Below are 22,087 nucleotides of genomic sequence, written 5' to 3'. Positions count from 1 at the left end.
CCTTTATGTAGCCTGCTTCAAGCCCTTAATGCTCCGGTCAGGAGTTGTTGAGGGCTTTAGTTGTGTATAGCAAATAATCGCATCATGCATGCTTCGGCACTATTTTCGACAAAATAATGGAACGACTAACATTTCTAGCGTGGATACGAACTATAGGAGAACATATGACTTTGATTGATGAGACCTTACGCCAAAAAGCACATGAGCTTGCCCTGACCGATGACTCCCATGTAAGCCGGAGACCGTCCAAGCAGTTTCTGCGGGAATTTCAGGAGGACGCCGAGCGAATAAACCGTTTCATCTATGCTTTGCAGGAACGCGGCACCCTATGTACCCAGCCGGCAGAAGAGTGGCTGCTGGATCATGCTGGCTTCCTACAGGAGCAATCGCTTGTTGTAAAGGACCAGTTGGGGAAGCATCTGCTCAGAAGATTGCCGCAGCTCCGTAAAACGCAACTCCCTCGCGTACTGTTCCTCTGTAAGGAGTATCTCGCGCAGACGGACGGCTTGGTCGAGGAAGATTCTCTGGTCGACTTTCTGAACAGCTATCAGGACGTTTCGGTGTTGACGCTTGCGGAGGTATGGACGCTGCCTCTGTTTTGTCGCATCGCCTTGCTATGCCGGCTGGCCGACATCGTAGAACATGTGCGCGAGCGTCGCGAGGTTTGTTTGTCCGTCGACCGGTTGTTGTCGCAGCTCAAGCCGTTCCAGTCCGATCCTTCCGCGCTGAGTGCCGCACTGGACCGTGCCGGAGAGGATATGCCGTTGTCCGGACCGCTGATCGTCCACTTGGTCAGTCATCTTCGCGAATGGGAGGACGACTCCGCCGCCGTCCGCGAATGGCTGAAGTGCAAGCTGGACAACGGAACCGACAGCCTGGAGCACATCCAGTCGTACGAATATCAACTGCAGGCCGCCTATCAAGTGCAAACCGGGAATTTGATCGTCAGCTTGCGCAACATGGAGCGGTTGAATTGGCACGGCCTGTTCGGCCGTACGAGCGTGGTCGAACGTGTCTTAAGCGAGGAGCGCTCCGGTCTGTATCCGCAGATGGATGATGTGAGCCGTGATTTGCTGCGCAAGCGCGTGGAGCAATTGGCCCGCCGCTACCATGTATCGGAGCGCCGGGTGGCGGAGCAGGCGGTGGAGCTTGCGGCGCACCAAGCGGAGCAAGCGATCGAGGCGAATGGGGCAGAGCAACGGACGCGGCGTGAATATGCCGCGTATTACTTGCTGGAAGCGGCGGGGCTGAACCGATTGCAGCAAGCGCTGGCGATGTGCAGGGAGGCTCGGCGTTATCCGCTGCCCAGCTTGGGAACGCGAGGGTCGGCCGCCTACTTTGTTCCGCTGCTCGGCTGCTTCGTATTAGCTCTATTCGTCTTCGCCTGGTGGATAGGAAGCGGCACCGTCCATATGCCGCTTGAGTGGCTGGCGCTAGTCGCGGCTTTGTTGCTGCCTGCCAGCGAATGGGCGGTGACAGCTTCGCATTGGTGGATCGAATGCCGCAAGAAGCCTATACCCTTGCTGCGATACGAATTTAGCAGCGGCATTCCTGACGATGCCGCTACAATGGTCATCGTTCCCGTCATATGGTCAACGGCCGAAGAAGTGCACGAGCTGGCAGACCGACTGGAGCTGCATTACTTGGCGAACCGCGATGCGAACCTTCAATTCGCCTTGCTCGGGGATTTCACCGATGCCTCGGAGGAGCATCACACCGGGGATGAAGCCGTGGCTGCAGAGGCGAAGAGGAGCATCCAGGCGCTGAACGACAAGTATTCCCGTTCAGGAGTCAACTTGTTTTATTGCTTCCAGCGCCGGAGGCAGTGGAATCCGTCCGAAGGGGTATGGATGGGCTGGGAACGCAAGCGCGGGAAATTGGTCGAGTTCGTGGAGCTGCTGCGCGGCCGGGAGGATACGACTTTCGCTGAGATGATCGGGGACGTCGAAGGATTACAGCGGATCCGGTATCTCATCACGCTGGACGCCGACACGCAGCTTCCGATCGGAAGCGCCCGACGGATGGTTGCCGCCCTGCATTTGCCTTACAACCGGCCGAGACTGAACGAGAAGAGAACCCGGGTCGTCGAAGGTTACGGGGTGCTTCAGCCGCGTATCGCCTCCAGCTACGAGAGCGTTTGTAACACGCGTCTGACGGATCTTTGGTCCGGCGCACCAGGGATCGATCCGTACGCTTATGCGGTATCCGACTGTTACCAGGACGGATTGGGGGAAGGCATCTTCACAGGTAAAGGCATTTTTGATGTCGATGTGTTCGCCCAGGTGCTATGCGATCGGATCCCTGACAATCGTGTCCTGAGCCATGACTTGCTGGAAGGTGGTTTTATGCGCGCGGGGCTGCTGACCGACGTCGTGCTGCTGGACGATCAGCCGGCGGTGTTCAGCGCATTCCAGAAAAGATTACACCGCTGGGTGCGGGGGGATTGGCAGCTGCTGTATTGGCTGCTCCCCGGCACTCGGGATCGGAACGGAGCAGCGGTCCCGGTCGACCTGTCCGCTCTAACTCGCTGGCAGGTGGTAGACAACTTGCGCAGAAGTATATTGCCGCCTTGGCTATTCGCTCTGTTGTGCCTTGGCATGGCGATCCTCCCGGGACATCCCGGGCGCTGGCTACTGTTGGTACTCGCCACCCTTCTGCTGCCGGTCATTCGGCAATGCCTGAACTTCCGGCAGCTCTGGATGAATCCATCGAGCATTGGGATCACCGCCGCGCAGTGCCTGGTCATGCTGGCCGTGCTGCCATTCCAAAGCGTGCTGCTGCTTGACGCGATCGGCCGCACGTTGTACCGCTTATTCGTGTCCAAGCGGCAATTGCTTGAATGGGTCCCTTCCCGAGAAGTAGAGCTCCGCAACCGGGGCAGACGGCCGCAGATTTTGCTCGGGATCAAGGCGGGCTACCTATTGACGGCGCTCGCGCTATGGGCTGCCGCTGCGCAGAGTGCTCCAGGTCCGAGATGGACAGGATTCATCCTTGTCCTCGTGTGGGCGCTGGCTCCGTGTCTCATTGTCTGGCTGAACAAGCCTCAGAGGGTGCAGGAAGAGGCGCTGTCCGAGTCCGAGACGGGCGAGCTGCGGAAGCTGGCGGAGCAAATCTGGCGGTTCTTCGAGGACTTTGTTACTGAGCAGGATCATTGGCTGCCCCCGGACAACGTGCAGCTTGACCCACCGAACGGAACGGCGCACCGCACTTCGCCTACCAATATCGGTCTGTACTTGGCATCTGCGATCGCCGCGCGAGACTTCGGCTTTATCGACACGCCGGGTCTTGTCGTCCGATTGGAGCGGACAATCGATACGGTGGACCGGCTGGAGAAGTGGAACGGACACCTGTTCAATTGGATCGAGACGACCACACTCGAAACGTTGCCTCCCAAGTATGTGTCGACCGTGGATTCCGGCAATTACATAGGCAGTCTGATTGCCGTGAAGGAAGGTTTGGCGGAATGGCTGATCGATGAACCCGTGGACAGCGATATAAAGTCTCGCGGGAATCGGTTAATTGCGCGCATCGAAGCAATGGTGGATCAGACGGATTTCGCACCGCTGTTCGATACAAGAGCGAAGCTGTTCTCCTTAGGCTACGATGCGACGCTCAACCGGCTGGACCCGATTGTGTACGACCTGATGGCTTCGGAGTCCAGGCAGACGAGCTTTATTGCCATCGCCCTGGGCCAAGTTCCAGCGGAGCATTGGTTCAAGCTCGGGCGAACGATGACCAGAATTGGTCGTACGATCGCATTGCTCTCGTGGTCGGGTACGATGTTCGAATACTTAATGCCTTGTCTGTTCATGCGGACGTACCCGAGAACGGTGTGGAGCAATACCTGTCAAGGGATCGTGAACAGGCAGATCGACTATGCCGGACAGCGGGGAGTGCCTTACGGCATCTCGGAATCCGGGTACTATGCGTTCGATTACATGCTGAATTACCAGTATCGGGCATTCGGGGTTCCGGGGCTCGGATTCCAGCGGGGGCTTGAACAGCATTTGGTCATTGCGCCGTATGCGGCGATTATGTCCTTGCCTTTGGCCAAGCGGTCAGGCTTGGACAACTTGCGAAGGCTGGAGGAGCTTGGTGCGCGCGGCGCGTACGGCTTTTTTGAGGCTGTTGACTTTACGTCAGAGCGTCTGCCGGAGGGAGATCGGTACAAAGTAATTCGCAGTTTCATGGCCCATCATCAAGGAATGAGTATGCTCACCTTGTCCAATATGCTGCTTAAGCGCACGATGACGGATCGTTTCCATCAGGACAAGCGGATCCAGTCTGTCGAGCTGCTGCTTCAGGAGCGCATTCCGACTCGACCTAGAATCATTAGGCATCCTGCCTTGAACCGGACGTATCCGCCTAGTCAAGACGTTGCACAGATCGCAGCGCCCTTACGCGAATACGTCTATGCCGACGGCCCGAAGCCGATGCCTGAGATTGGCGTCTTCTCCAACGGGACGCTCACCACAGTGGTAACCGACAGCGGTGGCGGGTTCATCCGCTATGGAGATACGGCGGTTACGCGGTGGAGAGCGGATGCGGTGCAGGATGACGGGGGGACCTTTATATACATTCACGATACCGCTCGGGGTACGGTGTGGTCTCCCGGGTTTCAACCTTGCCGGGTTCCTGCCTCCGGACTGAAGGTGCAGTTCGGGCTGGACCGTGCAACCTTCCTGCGCGAAGACGGCGACATTCGGACGGCTCTCGAGGTCAGCGTGTCTCCAGAATGGAATGCGGACATCCGCAGGCTGACTTTAACGAATACGGGTCATGAGACGAAAATCATGGAGATCACGACGTACGCCGAACTCGTACTGGCCCCGCCTGGCGTCGATCAGGCGCATCCATCCTTCAACAAGCTGTTCGTCGAGACCGCCTATGCAGAAGAGGAGAACATCTTGTTGGCTCGCCGGAGGCCGCGCCATGACGAAGAGAGAGCGCTCTGGGCGGCGCATACGCTCCTTGCGGGAGGCCCGACGATGGGGCCGGCGGAAGTAGAGACGGACAGGGCCGAGTTCATCGGCCGGGGTTTCACGCGCTCCCAGCCTCAGGGAATGCGTTCCCGCCTGCGCGGAACGGTGGGGGCGGTGGCCGATCCGGTGTTCGTCATGCGGCAGCGGGTAGCGATCGAGCCCGGGGGCGAAGCGCAATTGTTCGCCGTTACGTGCATCGGAGATTCAAGAGACGCGGTGCTGGACATGACGAAGCGCGTATCCGCGAGTACGTCGATCGAGCGAGGGTTCCAGCTTAGTTGGACCCGCAGCCAGATCGAGCTGCGGCACCTTCATCTGACTGCAGAGGAAGCCGCTCAATTCCAGCGGCTGGCCGGCCGGCTGCTGTACCGCTCTCCGCTCGGGGATGAGCAGCAGCGGGCCGTCACGGACAACTGCAAAGGCCAATCCGGCCTTTGGTCGTATGGGATTTCTGGCGATCGCCCGATTCTGGTCGTTCGCATTGCAAGCCTGGAGCATATGGCCTTTGTCGTTAAGTTGCTCATAGGATACGAATATTTACGCCGCCTGGGAATTGTGTTGGACCTTGTGCTGCTTAATGAGTCGGAGGGAGGCTACCTGCAGGACTTGCAGGATGCGTTGCAGCGGTCGGTGGATGACGGCGTGCTGCGGCGTGGTGGAGCGGGAGGCGTGTTCGTGCTGGGCAGCCGGACGATGCCCGAGGAAGACCAGTCGCTGCTTCTCGCGGCTGCCCACTTGGTGATGCGAGCGAATGGAAGAAGCATGGAAGCGCAAATCCGGGTGCCCCGTTCACGCAAGGTCTTGCCGAAGCCCCTGGATGCCCGGAGGAAACCGGCAGTTCCGGCGAAATCCAAGTCTATCCAACCGTTGGCCGATAGCGGAGAGCATCTTCTTTACTTCAACGGCTGGGGCGGATTCACGCCGGACGGGAGTCAATACGTCATTCAAGCCAAGAAGACTCATCCTCTGCCTGGGCCATGGATCAATGTACTGGCCAACCCGAAGTTCGGCACTCTCGTTTCCGAACAAGGTACAGGCTACACTTGGTGGCGCAACAGCCGGGAATGCAAGCTGACGCCGTGGTCCAACGACCCCGTGCTTGATCCTCCCGGAGAGATAGGATATTTCCGTGATGAGGAGAGCGGGGAAGTATGGACACTCTTTCCTTGGGGCACGTCCACGAATCAAGCTTATACAGTCAGTCATGCCCGTGGATATACACGGTTTCGCCATGAGAGGAACGGTGTGGTGCATGAGGCGACGGTGTTCGTCCCGACCGAGGATTCAGTCAAGCTTGTCGAGATCCGGGTGAGAAACGATTCGCCTGACCGAAGGCACCTATCCTTTACCTATTATGCAGAATGGGTGATGGGGGTACAACGCGATGCGAATGCGTCTTTTATCGTCACGGAATGGGATGAATCGACGCAAACTTTGCAAGCACGTAACACGTATGAGGAGCATTTCCGGGGAGCGACTTCCTTCTTGGGCTTATATACGAAGCCGGGTTCAGCCGCAGGTACGGATGGGTCGCCTTCCGGCGCAAGCTCGTGGACAGGGGATCGCCGGGAATTTATCGGTCGCGGCGGCACGCTGGAACGCCCTGCCGCCATGTACCGGGAGAGACTGTCGGGGACTACCGGTTCCTGTTCCGACTCCTGCGGGGCGGTTCAGATCGAGGTGCCGGTCGAAGCCGGTGGCGAGCAGACGATCTATGTCATGCTTGGCTGCGAGGAGTCGCGGGAGTCGGCCACACAATTGGCCAAGCAATATCGGAATCCCGGCTTATGCCAGGAGGCGTTCAAGCGGGTTACCCGGCAATGGGAACAAATCTCGGAGCAGATCACGGTATCCACGCCGTGCCCAGAGATGGACGTGCTGCTGAATGGCTGGCTGCTGTACCAGTCGCTCGGCTGCCGAATGTGGGCCCGGACTGCGTTCTACCAAGCGGGAGGGGCGTACGGCTTCCGCGATCAGCTGCAGGATTCGCTCGCGTTGCTGCACACGCGGCCGGATCTGACGTATGCACAAATTCTGCTGCATGCCGCGCATCAATATGAGGAAGGCGATGTGCAGCATTGGTGGCATGAGGAGACCGGCCGCGGGATCCGGACGCAATTCTCCGACGACTACTTATGGCTACCTTATTCCGTGGCCCGCTATATCGAGCATACCGGGGACGACCGCATTCTGGATGAACAGGTTCCTTATCTGTACAGCGAGCCGCTAAGCGCCGAGGAGCATGAAAGATACGAGACAACCGTGCTGTCTGAGCAGTCCGGTACCGTGTATGAGCATTGTCTTCGCGCGATGGACCGATCCTTGCTCAAGCTTGGGGAGCATGGGCTGCCGCTGATCGGAATCGGCGACTGGAACGACGGTATGAGCCGCATCGGGGCCGACGGCCGGGGAGAGAGCGTATGGATGGCCTGGTTTCTGTGCGACGTGCTCGGCCGGTTCACGGAGTATGTTCGCGCTCGCGGCGATCTGGAGCGGACGGAGCAATACCGTAAGGGCTGGGAAGGATTGTCATCCGCTGCGAACGAGCACGGCTGGGACGGGCAGTGGTACAGGCGGGCTTTCACGGATCATGCGGAATGGTTCGGCTCCATCCGCAGCACGGAGTGCCGCATCGACGCGATTGCCCAATCGTGGTCGGTCATCTCCGGAGCGGCGCCTACGGAGAAGGCAGAGCAGGCGATGCAGGCATTCGACCGGGAGCTAGTCGACCGCAAGCTATCGGTAGCGCGGCTCTTGGACCCGCCCTTCGACCGGTCATCCCCTAGCCCAGGCTACATTCAAGGATACCCGCCGGGCATTCGCGAGAACGGGGGGCAGTACACGCACGGCGTCATATGGAGCATTATCGCCTGGTGTCTTCTTGGACGCGGGGACAAAGCCGTCGAGCTGTTTCATATCCTGAACCCTGTAGCGCATACGAAGACGCCAAACGAAGTGCTTCGCTACGTTGGCGAGCCCTATGCGATGGCGGCTGACGTGTATACGGCAGTGCCGCACGAAGGGCGAGCCGGTTGGACGTGGTATACCGGCGCTGCAGGATGGATGTACCAGGCGGGGATCGAATGGATTGTCGGTCTTCGCCGTCAAGGCGATCGATTATTCATCCGTCCATGCATACCTGAGGATTGGCCAGGCTTTAAAGTCCGGTACCGATTCGGAGGCGCATGTTATGCCATCACCGTCCGAAACGCTAAGTACAGCGGAACGCATTCCGAAGCTGCTCGGGACTCCGACTCCGTGCATCGGGATACGGAAGGCAGCGCCTATATCGATTTGTTCGATGACGGACAACAGCACGAGGTAGAGCTCACCGTCCATTGAATAATGATTGGATTAGTAAGCATACTAAGGGTGAAAAATCAAATAATCGGGAGTGAAATCAATGCGTTATCCATGGACAAAAACCAAAATGGTTTTGTTGCTCACAGCAGTTGTTGCGTTGCTTCTTGCTGAAGGCTGTACGAACAGAGGTCAAGTAAGACAACAGAATGTAGTACCGACTCCACAACATAGCCCTCACGTTCTGATGAACCAGGCGCAAACGCCAACGCCAACGCCAACGCAAGGAAACAAAGTCGATATTGCCAACAAAGCAGCCGAGAAAATGGTTGGGATCCCTGGCGTCCGAACAGCTAATGTTCTTGTTACCCAAAGAAATGCCTATGTTGCAGCCGTATTAACCGATGCTCACGCTCAGCTAACCCCTGATATTGAAAGCAAAATAGCGGAGCAAGTTCGATCAACGGATTCGAATATTCAAAATGTGTATGTTTCGACTAATCCGGATTTCGTCAGTCGCGTTAATAATTATGTCGCAGACGTGCAACACGGAAGGCCTGTTACTGGGTTTATTGAACAGTTTAGCGAAATGGTCAGAAGAGTATTTCCGAGTGCAAAGTAATTGGTGACACTTGATCAGTTAAAAAGGACTGTCACATGGCAGTCCTTTTTAACGTTATGGAGTAACATTAGGCAGACTCAGATTTTAGATAACAGGCTTATTGCAATCATTCACCTGAACGGGGAGTACCCTTTTCTTTCTTACCCACCTATGCGCGTTAACGGAAACCTATTGGCCTCTTCCATCCCGGAAATCCAACGAATACGTTTATGGTATAATGGAGCCGTTACCCAATCATACACACTGGAGGGATTCAAATGGACAACCCTACATACACTGTGCTTCAGAACGGAGTGAAGATGCCCCGGCTAGGACTGGGCGTCTGGAAAGTGACGGACGAGAATCAGCTGATCAAGGCCGTACATGCGGCGGTTGAGACAGGCTACCGCAGCATCGACACTGCAGCCATCTACGGCAACGAAGCCGCCGTCGGCGAAGCGATCCGAACTTGCGGTGTGAACCGCAGCGAGCTGTTCATCACTTCCAAGGTATGGAACAGCGAACAGGGGTACGACACGACGCTGCGCGCCTTCGAGACAAGCATGGACAAGCTTGGTCTGGATGTCCTCGACCTATATCTGATTCATTGGCCTGTGAAAGGCAAGTATAAAGACACATGGAAGGCACTTGAGAAGCTGTATGCGGATGGACGTGTACGCGCGATTGGCGTGAGCAACTTCCACGTGCATCATTTGGAGGATTTGCTGCAGGAAGCTAAAGTCGTACCTATGGTCGATCAAGTTGAGCTTCATCCAAGGTTATCGCAACAACCTTTGCGCCAGTTCTGCGCTGCGAATGGCATTCAGATCGAAGCTTGGAGTCCACTTATGCAAGGTGGTGAGCTGCTGGATCATGCCTTACTCTCGCAGATCGGGACCAAGTATGGGAAGTCTGCTGCACAAGTCGTACTGCGTTGGGACATTCAGCATGGTATCGTGACGATACCGAAGTCGGTCACACCTGCTAGAATTGCCGAGAATGCGGCGATCTTCGACTTCGAACTGACGGCGGCTGAGATGGCAGCAATCGACGAATTGAACGAGAACCGTCGTGTCGGGGCCGATCCGGACAATTTTAACTTCTAACCTCACATCTTTCGACTAAGCTCCTGACTCATGAACTATCGGTCAGGAGCTTGGTTTGTTTTGAGGTGCCTGCGAGGCAAGCAGGAGTGAATAGCGCGGACATTCCGCGTTGCAGCGCCTCTATTTTGTTTGACTTCCTTCCCGTATATTCGCTATGCTTCTAACAACAGAAGAAGAGCGGGATACCCGCAATTAAATACTTTTAGTAGGGAAGGAGACGGCTATGTTGGTTACCAGATTCAGTCTGCGCAATCCGGTTGCGATCATCATTCTGGCGCTGCTGATTGCGGGAGGAGGCGTCTATTCGGCGACACAATTCAAGCAGGAGTCTATGCCGGACATCGCCATTCCGTATTTATTCGTCACCGCGCTATACCCAGGAGCCACGCCGCAGGAGGTGCAGAATGAGGTCGCGATTCCACTTGAGCAGGCACTGAAGCAAGTCGAAGGCGTGCAGGTGCTCGAGTCAACTTCGGCGAGTTCTGTGGCCACGGTGAACATGCAATTCTCGTTCGGTGCGAATCTGGAGGAGAAGATTGCGAAGGTAGAAGGAATTATGAATGGCTTGAAACTACCTCAAGGCGTGGAGAAGCCGATTCTGAATAAAATATCGCTCGAGAGCGGTCCGATGATGTACGCATCGATTACGGCCAAGAAAGGGACCTCGACCCAGGAACTTCAGGATTTCGTCCAGAACCGAGTGCTTCCTTCTCTGCACGGTATCGATGGTATTGGCAAGGTACAGACGGCTGGTCTTGCTTCAGAGAACTTGTACATACGGTTAAAAGCAGATAAGATGGCCGAGCGCAACGTATCGTTTCAGCAAATCAACCAGGTGCTGCAAGCGGTCAACGTCGCACTCCCTGTGGGAACGGCCACGTTCAATAAGATCAACGAGAGTATTATTATTACTGGCCGGGTACAAACACTCGAAGATCTTCAGAACTTGATCGTCTCACCGGAACCGGAAGTGAAGCTACAGGAAGTAGCGGATGTGAGGAAGGGGTCGACGGTCCCCGAGACCATCACCCGCGTGCAAGGCGAACCGAGTGTGGCTGTCCATATTATTAAGAATAGCGACGCGAATACGGTCGATGTATCCAAGCATGTGATGGAGAAGTTGGAGTTGGCGGTCCAATCGAGCGACAAAGTCAAGCTGGATGTCGTGTATGATTCGGCTAGCGATATTACACGATCTGTGAATAGCATGGCCCGCGAAGGGCTGTTGGGTGCGCTGTTCGCGGCGATTCTGATTCTGGTGTTTTTGCGCAACGTGCGAGCTACGATAATAGCCGTCGTATCCATTCCATTATCGATTGCGGCGTCTATGTCGCTTTTGCATTATTTTACCAATATCACGTTAAACATCATGACGCTCGGGGGTATGGCAGTTGCAGTGGGGCGTGTTGTGGACGATAGCATCGTAGTGATCGAGAATATCGTGCGCAGACTTCAGATGGAGACGAGGGGCTCACAGGAGATTGGGACGGCCCCGATACGAAGCTCCTACTCCACGGTGCGGGGGGCTGAGAAGAATGAATTACTGCTGGAGGCAACGCGGGAAGTGGCTGCTGCCATCACCTCATCGACATTGACGACAATTGCAGTATTCGCTCCACTTGGCTTGGTTAGTGGGATTATCGGGAAAATATTCGCACCCTTCGCCTTAACGGTCGTCTTCTCCTTACTAGCGTCCTTACTGATTGCGGTAACGGTGGTGCCGATGCTAGCTTACTTGCTCATACGCCGCTCCAACTCGGGATATGCGGAACGTGAGCCAGCGCTAAGCAGACAATATAAGAAAGTGTTGAAATGGTCACTGAATCACAAGACGATCGTCGTATTGCTGTCGCTGCTCGTGCTGGTTGGTTCGTTCTTCCTGGCCCCGCTGGCGGGTATGACGTTCATTCCGGAGCAGAAGGAGAAGTATGTCATGATGACGCTCACGCTGCCCAAGGGTACGGACGTTGTGGCTGTCGACGACAAGGTGCAAGTGATGGATCGCAAGCTGCGCGAGTTAGGGTCGGTTAAGCTGGCTCAAGTGACCTCGGGTAGTGCGAAGGGAGAATTCGATCCACTAACCTTTACGGCAGGTGCTTCGAACAAGGCCACGTGGCTCGTCAGTCTGGAAGAAACGACGGATGTGACAGCCTTTATCCAAAGTCGTAAGAAGGAGCTGGACCCGAATGTAGAAGGGGCAACACTGGATATCCAGCAGTTGACTGGCGGACCGGGCGGACAAGGCATCTATATTATTGTCACTGGTCAGTCCATGGAGGATATTCGTAAAGCGACGACGAGCATTACCGAAGCGGTGAAGCAGATAGAAGGAACCGATGGTGTGCGCAATACGCTGCTTGATGATTTGAAGTCTGTGGAGATTAGAGTACGTCCGGGTGATGCCTTGAAGGCAGGACTGACTACGGTACAGGCGTGGAGCTTGCTTCGACCGCTGCTGAATGAGGACAAAGTCGGTAAGATGGGAGACGGGAAGCGTTCGCGCGATATATACATGAGCGTCGAAGGGGTGTCCAAGCAGTCCGTTGAGGATATAGCCCGGCTGCCACTGCACTCCCCATTTGGCATGACGGTCATGGTGAAGGATATCGCTGATGTCCAGGAAGTGAGTCAGCAGAGTGTGCTGCAGTTGCGCAACGGTGGAGAATTCGCGACGGTACTCGGGAATATTACCGATAAAGATGCGGGAAAAGTCAACAAGGCCTTGGAGGATAAGCTGAAGGCGCTCGATCTGCCGGCTGGGACACAGTACGTGATCGATGGTGCGAACAAGCAGATTCAGGATATGATGAGTGATATGTTCATGGCCATGGCGGTCGCGGTTGGCATGGTGTACATTGTGATGGTCGTCGCATTCGGGGGAGGGAAAGCGCCATTCGCGATTTTGTTCTCCTTACCATTCGCGGTAACTGGAGCGTTAGCCGGAACGTTACTAGCAGGTGAACCGATCTCAATTGCGAGCTTGATCGGCATTCTGATGCTCATCGGCATCGTAGTTACCAACGCGATTGTGCTGGTAGACCGCGTGCAGCAGCAAGTCCGACAGGGAGCGACGATCCGCGACTCGCTGCTTGAAGCCGGTGGTACGCGGTTGCGCCCGATTCTCATGACGGCGATTGCCACCATATGTGCGCTGCTGCCACTTGCTCTGGAGCTAGGGGAAGGCGGAGCGCTCATCTCCAAGGGCCTTGCCGTTGTCGTGATCGGGGGTCTTGTCACCTCGACACTGCTGACGCTGCTAATTGTGCCGATTATGTATGAGGCGCTGCACTACAGCCAGGCGCGGCGAGAAAAACGGCGAAGACCGACAATTGAGATGTAGCGGAGAGGAAAAAGGGCGCTCCCTTGGCAGATGATCTGCTAGGGAGCGCCCTTCTTCTGTTATTTAGTCGCTTTCTTCTCGCAGGAGACGGATGACTGCGTTCGTTTGCTGTGCGGCATTCAACAGCCGCTCGTCCGCCGTCCAATACTCGATGCCGTCACTGACCGCCAAATAAACGGCGTCATATAAATGCACAAGCCGGTTGATGTCGGCGATCTGCCACGCCGCATCATAATGCTCCGTCTGTTCGACATAGGATATGGGCAGCGAAATGAACTTGCGCCATAACTCCTGCAGCAGTTCATCGCTAAGTAGCTTCCGGCTCCACTTCTTGCGTAAAATGCTGCCTACTTCCATTTTCATAATCAAAGGAGCGACGATTTGAACACGTTCTCGAAGCAGCCGTAAGACCAACTGTTGCGCTGCCGCCGAGTCTGTTTCCTCCGTGAGCACTTTGATCCATATGCTCGCATCTAGACAAACCCGGTTCATCGATCGCCGTCCCGCAAACGTCGAATATCGTCCGTCGAGTCGGGCTGGACACCCGTCTCGTTCTTCGCCCGTTCACGGAGTAGTGCAATTTCTCCCAGTACCTTCTCTCCCTCGTGCGACTTCATGTAGGCTTCCGTTATATCTAGCATAATATCGTTCAGCGATTTGTTCTCGCTTTCTGCTCGAAGCGTCAAATAATCGAATGTCGTCTGCGGGAGGCGTACCGTCAATTGTTTTTTGTCTAGCATTTGTATTTCCCTCTTTCGTTTCTCTTTCTCATATGATGAATCATATCATGAATCAGTTAGTGATTCAAACTGAATGACGAGCGAATATGAAAACGAATTGAAGTCGATGATTAGATTATCGGAAGCTCTAAGACACCATAACTACAAGAGCGCTCCCTTGGCAGATGATCTGCTAGGGAGCGCCCTTCTTCTGTTAGCTGATTGAATTACCTCGATGTTTCCATTTCCAACTGCACTTCACCGCTGTGCACCTCGCGAGGGGCTTTGGCGGGGTGACGTTCACGCTCCGCTGCTGCGGCTTGCCGACGGCGGCCCACAAACGGCCACCAGTTGGCTTCGCCGAACAGCATGGCGATGGCTGGTACGACGAGCCCCATGAACAACGTCGTGTACAGCCCAAGGCCGATCACGATACCGGCACCGATCTGCACGAGCGTGTTCACGCCCGAGTACATGAAGGCCGCGAACGTGCCACCCATAATGACCGCGGCGGAAATGATCACGCCACCGGTCGTCGTCATGGCCTTGGTCATCGCCGGAATAACGCCGCCCGGGCGGTATTCCTCCTTGAAGCGAGCCATGAGGAAGATACTGTAGTCGACCCCGAGCGCCACGACCATGAGGAAGACAAAGAACGAGACCGTCCAGGACAGGCCTGGGAATCCAAGCAGCTCGACGAAGATGAATTCGACCAAACCCATCGTAATGAGATAGTTGAACGCAAGCGATAGCAAGATGTACAGAGGTGCGAGTACGGAACGCAGCAGCAGCCCCAAGACGATATAGATGCCGATCAGCACGAGTATGCCGGTACGGATGAAATCGTCGTTCGAGATTCGATCCAATTCATGGTATTGCGCCGTAGTGCCGGCGAGCTTCACATCGGCATCGGTGATGGCTGAACCGGCGAAGCTTTGCTTGATCGTATTGCGCAGATCGTCCATTCCATCCATCGCTTCCTTGGAATAAGGGTGACTGCTCAGGACGATCTCCAGCTTCGTCGTCTTGCCATCCGGCGACATGTACACCTCAAGCGAGCGCTTGAAGTCGGCCGACTCGATGACGTCTGCCGGAATCTGCCACCCGGCGATCTGCTTGCCGGCTTGATCGGCAATCTGCTTCTGCGCGTCGCCGACTTGCTTCAAGCCGTCGGCGGCTTGGCTTAGTGCGGCGACGCCGTCGCCAAGCCCCTGGTCGAGCTTGCCCAGGCCCGCTTGCAGCTGGCCGATGCCGCTCGCCGCTTGCGTCTGGCCGTCGGCCAATTGGCCCAGGCCGGCGCCGATCTGCGTGACCGCAGGCGTCAACGCGCCTGCGCCCTGTGCGAGCGAGCCGAGCCCGCCGCTCAGCTGGGGCAGCGCCCCCGCCAAGCCCTGCTGCTTCGCAAGCAGCGCTTGGTAGGCGGGGTCTTGCGCCAGCTCGGGGTGCTGCTCGACGAGCTGAGCCAGGTCGCCGCCCATCGAGGCGGCGGCTTGCTCCGCTTGCGCGGCGCCCTGCTGCGAGCCGGCGAGTCCCTGGCGGATGTCCGCCAGACCTCCGCCGACCTGGCGCAGCCCTTGCTGCGCGTCGCGTGAGCTCTGCGCCATCTGCGCCAGGCCGCCGCTCAGCTCACCAAGCGGGGCCGCGCCTTGTATGAGCTCGGCGCGCGCCTGGCCGAAGCCGTCGGCGATCTGGGTCACGCCTCCGGCGACATCCCCGATCGCCTTCGTCGTCTTGCCGAGCTGATCGGGCACCGTCAGCTCGCCGATCTGCTGGCCGAGCGGCCGCGTAGCACTGCGCACCTCGGCGACGTGAGTCGCCTTGGAGACGATCGCGCTGCTCGCTTCGATGGCGGCCAGTGCCTCCGGCGTCCGCATCGACTTGCTCGAGGTAATAGTGACGGTGACGGGGAACACTTCACCGGCTCCGAACTTTTCCTTCACCGTATTGAAGCCGATGACCGAACCGGAGTTCGGATTGATCTCGGCGATGTCATCGAACGAGCGCTGACCGTGGAACAGGAACACGATCGGCACCGTCACGAGAACCGTGACGAGAAGAACGGTAATGGGACGCTTGGCAGACAACCGTGCCATCTTGCCCCAGATCTTCGACTCGCCGTGGCCTTGACCCGGCTTGATGCGAACCGGCCAGAACATCTTAGGGCCGAGAATCATCATAAGCGCTGGCGTTAACGTGAGGCCGGCAATCAAGGTAATGAGCATCCCGATCGACACGCCAACGGCGGACTGGTACATCCCGAACTTGGCGAAGCCGATCAGGAAGAAGGCGATTAGTACGGTGCTCGCGGAGAAGACGACGGTCTTCCCGACCGTACGCATCGTGATGATCAGAGCTTCTACGCGGTCGTGACCGTGGCTAAGCTCTTCCCGGAACCGTTGAATGAGCAGGATACAATAATCGGTTCCGGCTCCGAACAGCACGGCGATCAGGAACGACTCCGTGAACGAGGATACCGGCATGCCGATGTCGGCGGCTACTCCGACAAATGTTCTTGAGATCATGTACGACAACGCAATGGTGAACAAAGGAATGAGTGGAGCGATTGGCGATCGGAAGACGATCAGCAGAATCACCACCACGAGCACGACCGTGAGCAATTCTGTCTTCTTCAGGCCATCTTCACTCGATTTCTGAAAGTCCGTAGTGATCGGGGCGCTGCCCGTCAGTTCAGCCGATGCGCCTGTGGGTATGCCCGTCTTCAATGTCTCGCGGATCTTACCCAGATTCTCCTGAGTGGAAGGGGAGTTATCCGGCTTCGCGAAGTCGATCAAGGTGAGCAGGGTGGATTTGTCCTTGCTTTCGAACTTTTGCGCGAATTCCGGGATGTCGAACAAGGAGGTCACATTCACGATCTCCAGCGCGTCCCGATTGTCGTTCAGCTGCTTGACCGTGCTTTGTAACCATTGTCGGTCCGAATCAGTCAGCCCGCCTTCGCGATTCATCACGATAACCGCGTTGGAGCGGGACTTGTTGTTCGGGTTGATGCGATTCGCGATGGCCGACGCCTGCATCGACTCCGCATCAGCCGGGATGAACTTGGCTTCGGTTTCCCGAATGATCTGAGTGAGATTGGGCAGCCATCCGGCTTGGGCCGCGGCGAATAAGCCTACGGTCAGGGCGAGCCATACCAGAACGATGATCCACCTGGCTTTGGCTAATATACGAATCCATTTTTCTAACACACGACAGCCTCCTATCCGATTCATCTTTCTCGTCTATTACACTTATACTACAAAACATGACTGGTGGTCAATATTTATCAAGCGACAAAATTGTGTTACAATAAGGCCAAATATCGGTTTCATCTTGCTAAGATCAGCGGAGGTACAATGAATCGAGAAGAGAAGAAACGGGAGACCCGAAAACGGATTGTTGATGCGGCAATGCAGCTTTTTTCCGAACAAGGCTACGAATCGACTACAGTGGCTCAGATCACCGATAAGGCGGGTGTGGGCAAGGGGACGTTTTTTAATTATTTTCAATATAAAGAAGAAATCATGTGTGATTTACAAGGGTTCTGGGCGATTGATGAGATTCGGAAACTGCTGGAGCAGCCGGGGCCCTATGTACCAATGATGAAGCAGATGCTCATTGAGCTCGTGCGGCGAATGGACCTTAGACTGCCGCTCATGAAGGCGATGCTGCAAGGGACACTGTCCAGTCCGCTTAGCTTGGCGAACCAGAACGAGATCCTGGATACAGTCTATGATGCGGCGGTTCCAGTATTCCGTCTAGCACAGGAGCGAGGCGAGTTTAGCGCTAAGTATACGCCTGAGTTCCTTGTGAGGATGGCGGTTCAGTCTTTCTTCGGTTGTCTGCTGTTCTGGGCGATGGAGCAAGGGGATGAGCGGCTAGATGTACAGATGGAACGGACGATGGAAGTGTTTTTTGCCGGTGTGGCGGGGGAATAGTCGCTCGGTGCATGGTGTGCCTACAACTCGATTTCAAAGGCGGCCGTAAACTTTACGTACCATTCCCTTACCCCTCCATAATCCAATGAATAAATATTCACGAAATTCAAACCGTCGGACAGACTCCTTGTGAAGTGAAATTTACAGTGTCGAATCTCGGAAAATAATGGTATACTAGCTCTATTACTAGCACCCAGGGCCGGGTTAAACGGCAAGGAGGATTCCTATGGACATAACTTCACTTAGCTCTGCATTCAGCCAGTTTGAACAAAGCGTTCTACCTGTGCAGGTAGGGGTAGCCGTACTGGATCAAGCAAAGGGCTTGGCGGAAACACAAGGCGCACAGCTAGTTCAGATGCTTCAACAGAGCGTGCAGCCGCATCTTGGTAAGAGCTTGGATATCCGGATCTAATATAAACGAGTAACATCCCGTACCTTCTTCAATGAAGGGCGGGATGTTTTTTTATTAAAGGTGCCCTCTTATAACTACTTAGAAAGCAAAAGTTTTGAAGTTATGGGGGAGTCCGGAGGCTGTGCCGTTAATTGCTTTCCTTGAAGGATGCAGTATATGGGGTTCAGTCGAGATTCGGAAAGTTGGTACTATACAGAAGCTTTTTAGCTGTAGTTTGGGCGAAATCGAGATCTTGTCGATAAAATACTGCACATTTGCAGGAATTCATTAGCTTTGGACAGGGAGGGGTCGAAAATCCAGCACTTTTGCAGCTTTTCGGAATTAGAAGATGCCACTTGGAAGACGTAACGCCTAATACAAAAGAAGAACGAAGAGGGTGTGGGAGGGGGTGGAGAAGCGGAGCGTCCGTCTTTGAAATCTTGTTCACACGGCTAAACATACAATCATAGGAACAAAATTTCAACAACGGTCGGAATCTCCTCCCATACCCTCACCACGCACCAAACTGAACGCAACGACCAAGGACCTCACTGGCCGTAGGCCGGGTTTTTCTTATTGGGGCAAGCAGGTTACTTGAACCAGCCCTTCTCCTTAAAATGCATAATGGCCTCGATCCGGTTACTTACATTTAATTTGTCCAGAATGACGGAAATATAGTTGCGCACGGTTCCTGTTGTAATGTACAGTTCTCCGGCGATATCCTTCGTATTCCTGCCATTGGCCATCAAGCTGAGTACTGCATTCTCGCGTTCGGTCAACGGATTCTCTTCTCCATAGGCTTCATCCACTAGTTCTGGGGCGAAGATTCGTCTGCCGTTCATGACGTTGCGGATAGAGTCGGCGAGCTCTTCGATCGGACTGTCCTTTAGCAAATAACCTCGAACACCGGCCTTCAAAGCTTTTTCGAAATATCCCGATCGTGCGAACGTCGTCAAAATAATAATTTTGCAGTCCTGGTTCTTAAGTTCCTCGGCTGCTTCTAGACCACTCTTGATCGGCATCTCAATATCCATCATACATATATCCGGCTTATGCTGCTGAACGAGTGCCACAGCTTCTTCACCATTGCTAGCCTTGCCAACTATCTGCATATCCTCTTCGAGATTGAGTAGGGAAGCAAGAGCACCGAGCAGCATCCGCTGATCTTCGGCAATCACAATACGAATCATGGATTGACCTCCTCCAAAGGCTGTTTGACGATATTCGGCACTTTCATCATTAGGGTCGAACCGCTGTTACAACTGATTTCCAGGCTGCCATTCACAAACTCGAGTCGTTCTTTCATGCCACGAAGCCCGTTGCCTCTAGCATGCCCTCTATCCTTGAACATCCCGACACCATTGTCACTTACGGTTACGACAAGCTCCGCACGCGTAGCATCGATGCTTACCGAGCATATAGTCGCACTACTGTGCTTAACCACATTCGTGACAGCTTCCTTCAGGCACATACTTATCACATTTTCGTTCAGAAGGGAGATTTCAGTCAGCTTAGGATCACCCTCTAAGATGAACTCAATCTGAGCGGCTTTCAAAATTTGCTGAATGCGGAACATTTCGTCCTCGAGCCGCGTGCCACGCATCGTAGTGACCATCTCGCGAACTTCTTTGAGTGCACTTCTTGCTGTTCGCCGCACGTCATCAAGCTCAACCTGTGCTTTATCTGGGTGCAGACGCATTAGCTTCCCGGCCAAATCGCTCTTCAACCCGATCAGTGAAAGCTTTTGCCCTAGGGTGTCATGCAGATCGCGGGCAATCCGTTGACGTTCCTCAAGCTTGACTAAATCCGATATGCGCTTATTCGCATCCTCCAATTGCTCCTGCAGCTGTTCCTGCTTGTTCCGATTATAAGTGCTGACCGGAAGGAGGATGACGGCGATCAGGCTGATCAACACGAACGGGAATTGAGTCACGAGTAAAGGGTTTTTGGTCACGAAGCCATAATTGATCGTCCCAATGGAGCTGACCAAGTGAATCGTATATAAAGTGATAAAACCAGCTCGACTGCGAATGTTGCCAATAAAAAAAGCAAGAAACAAGGAAAAATACACATAGCCGTATACGACGGTCATGACCAGGGAAATGGCTATTTGTGCACTTGTCCAGAAGTACACCTGCCAGCCCCTGGAGATGAAGGATAGTAAATAACAGATAAAGAATACCAGAATCATTAAAATCCCGATCACGATTTGCGGTGTTGATGAAGACTGGGATATAAAGTAAAAAGGAAGGATACAGAAGACGACCCACACATACGGGCTAAGACCCGTATTTTTGTGAAACGTCTGATACCATTTTGTGATGGCTGCTCCCTCCTCTTGCTGCGATGTTACTTATTCAATTATTGTACCACATTTGACTCTATAGACGGCTACTTCTGGTTCAATGCTGGTTGGATAGTCGGCTTCACCTGACTCTTCTGCTTTTTGGCGAGCAGGGCTAGCTTGATCCCCCTGAAGCTGACAAACGTCTTGTTCTCCTCATCCCATAACCGGAAGTGGAGCGATTTCAGACTGGTACGAATGTCAATTGTCGTTGCCTTCTGAAGTGGCGGTGTCGCGTTATGAGCGGCTTCCAAGTTATAATTCGGCACTCTAGGGCTCAGGTGATGGACGTGATGAAAGCCAATGTTGCCCGTAATCCACTGGAGAACCTTCGGCAGCTTGTAGTAGGAGCTTCCATCGACAGCAGCTTTCACATAGCTCCATTCGTCTTCATTCTCGAAGTACGAATCCTCGAACTGATGCTGAACATAGAACAGCCATATACCGGCTAGTCCGGAGAAGAAGAATACCGTCCCCTGAACCATGAGAAACGCCTGCCAGCCAATCGCCCAGCACAACAGCGTGTATAGCCCGACTAGAGATACATTCGTCACATAAGTGTTGATGCGTTCCCGGCTTCTGGCGGCCTTCCGGTTGAAGCGATAATCGATCAGAAATATATAGAGGGGGCCGATCCCGAACATGACTACCGGATTGCGATAGATACGGTATGCGATGCGACGCCATATTGAAGCTGCGATGTATTCGTCCACCGTCATAATCCACATGTCGCCAACGCCGCGCTTGTCCAGGTTGCTGCTAGTGGCATGATGAATGGAATGGGTCGCTTTCCATTGATGGTAAGGAACGAGTGTAAGTACACCTGTAATGGTGCCTACGATTTCATTGGCTAACCGACCTTTGAAGAAGGACTGGTGGCAGCAGTCGTGGAATAGAATGAATGTCCGAATGACGAATCCAGCCGTAACGATGGCAATCGGCAGCGTGAGCCAATACGATATCGACAAGCTGTAATAAGCTGCGATCCACAGCAGCACCAAGGGTGCAAGCGTGTTAATTAACTGTCTGACACTGGATTTGAGGCTGTTATGTTCATATGGGGCCATTTCCTTCTTCAACTGGAGCTCTTTGGCTTTTGTCATAGGTGGGTTCCTCCTCTGATGCGACGCAGGACACAAAGCCGGAAGTCAAAGGGCTTGTATGTTACTCTTATTGTAGTAAAACCCGGAGCGGACGGTAAGTCATAAACGTCAGAACAAGCATATGACAAATGTCATGGGTGGTGCGTGTTGCTGCATGAAAATGCTGCCGGATAGCTTGCTCTTTGCAAGGAAATAGACGAACCGCCATTAAATGGAACACGATTCCAATAATGTTTGACATTGGTGTGAAAGCGTGAAATAATGAGGGT

Annotated in this window: 12 protein-coding genes; 6 read left to right on the top strand and 6 right to left on the bottom strand. The window is 54.5% G+C overall.

The genetic code is table 11. From position 1 onward, the window contains the following. The first annotated feature begins 164 nt into the window (after positions 1-164). From AC1DWB_RS05970 to AC1DWB_RS05955, 4 genes are all read left to right on the top strand, one after another. A complete protein-coding gene (locus tag AC1DWB_RS05970) occupies positions 165-8,324 on the top strand; it encodes a glycoside hydrolase family 94 protein (protein WP_477540125.1) in 8,160 nt (2,719 codons plus the stop codon). A 61-nt stretch (positions 8,325-8,385) separates the two neighbouring features. Then, on the top strand, positions 8,386-8,904 hold the full coding sequence (locus tag AC1DWB_RS05965; protein WP_477540124.1) for a YhcN/YlaJ family sporulation lipoprotein: 519 nt from the start codon (positions 8,386-8,388) through the stop codon (positions 8,902-8,904). A gap of 257 nt (positions 8,905-9,161) precedes the next feature. After that, positions 9,162-9,989, top strand: coding sequence for an aldo/keto reductase (locus tag AC1DWB_RS05960; protein ID WP_477540123.1), 828 nt, complete (start codon positions 9,162-9,164; stop codon positions 9,987-9,989). 223 nt (positions 9,990-10,212) lie between these two features. Then, on the top strand, positions 10,213-13,329 hold the full coding sequence (locus AC1DWB_RS05955; protein ID WP_477540122.1) for an efflux RND transporter permease subunit: 3,117 nt from the start codon (positions 10,213-10,215) through the stop codon (positions 13,327-13,329). A 63-nt stretch (positions 13,330-13,392) separates the two neighbouring features. Here the strand turns inward: AC1DWB_RS05955 and AC1DWB_RS05950 are convergent, their stop codons facing one another. The 3 genes from AC1DWB_RS05950 to AC1DWB_RS05940 form a co-directional block, all read right to left on the bottom strand. Beyond that, positions 13,393-13,821, bottom strand: coding sequence for a type II toxin-antitoxin system VapC family toxin (locus AC1DWB_RS05950; protein WP_477540121.1), 429 nt, complete (start codon positions 13,819-13,821; stop codon positions 13,393-13,395). Beyond that, complete coding sequence (locus AC1DWB_RS05945) at positions 13,818-14,069, bottom strand: hypothetical protein (RefSeq protein ID WP_477540120.1); 252 nt, start codon at positions 14,067-14,069, stop codon at positions 13,818-13,820. The genes AC1DWB_RS05950 and AC1DWB_RS05945 overlap by 4 nt, the downstream gene beginning before the upstream one ends. Positions 14,070-14,275: 206 nt before the next feature. Further along, complete coding sequence (locus AC1DWB_RS05940) at positions 14,276-17,251, bottom strand: efflux RND transporter permease subunit (RefSeq protein WP_477540119.1); 2,976 nt, start codon at positions 17,249-17,251, stop codon at positions 14,276-14,278. A 147-nt stretch (positions 17,252-17,398) separates the two neighbouring features. On the opposite strand from AC1DWB_RS05940, the gene AC1DWB_RS05935 reads away from it, so the two are divergent. Together AC1DWB_RS05935 and AC1DWB_RS05930 are read left to right on the top strand one after the other, a co-directional pair. Then, positions 17,399-17,980, top strand: a complete 582-nt coding sequence (locus AC1DWB_RS05935) for a TetR/AcrR family transcriptional regulator (protein ID WP_477540118.1) — start codon at positions 17,399-17,401, stop codon at positions 17,978-17,980. A gap of 226 nt (positions 17,981-18,206) precedes the next feature. Beyond that, on the top strand, positions 18,207-18,392 hold the full coding sequence (locus AC1DWB_RS05930) for a YjfB family protein (RefSeq protein WP_477540117.1): 186 nt from the start codon (positions 18,207-18,209) through the stop codon (positions 18,390-18,392). Between the two features lie 569 nt (positions 18,393-18,961). Here the strand turns inward: AC1DWB_RS05930 and AC1DWB_RS05925 are convergent. From AC1DWB_RS05925 to desA, 3 genes are all read right to left on the bottom strand, one after another. Next, the gene (locus tag AC1DWB_RS05925; RefSeq protein WP_477540116.1) at positions 18,962-19,561 is read right to left on the bottom strand and encodes a response regulator; all 600 of its coding nucleotides are present in this window, start codon (positions 19,559-19,561) and stop codon (positions 18,962-18,964) included. Further along, positions 19,558-20,694, bottom strand: coding sequence for a sensor histidine kinase (locus AC1DWB_RS05920; RefSeq protein ID WP_477540189.1), 1,137 nt, complete (start codon positions 20,692-20,694; stop codon positions 19,558-19,560). Before AC1DWB_RS05920 ends, AC1DWB_RS05925 begins: the two co-directional genes overlap by 4 nt. 68 nt (positions 20,695-20,762) lie before the next feature. Next, on the bottom strand, positions 20,763-21,818 hold the full coding sequence (gene desA / locus AC1DWB_RS05915; protein WP_477540115.1) for a Delta(5) desaturase DesA: 1,056 nt from the start codon (positions 21,816-21,818) through the stop codon (positions 20,763-20,765). Positions 21,819-22,087 lie beyond the last annotated feature (269 nt).

The organism is Paenibacillus sp. P4_E11, assembly GCF_056401635.1.
Note: the sequence above shows the minus strand (reverse complement) of the source record. Positions and strands in the feature narration are given on the sequence as shown.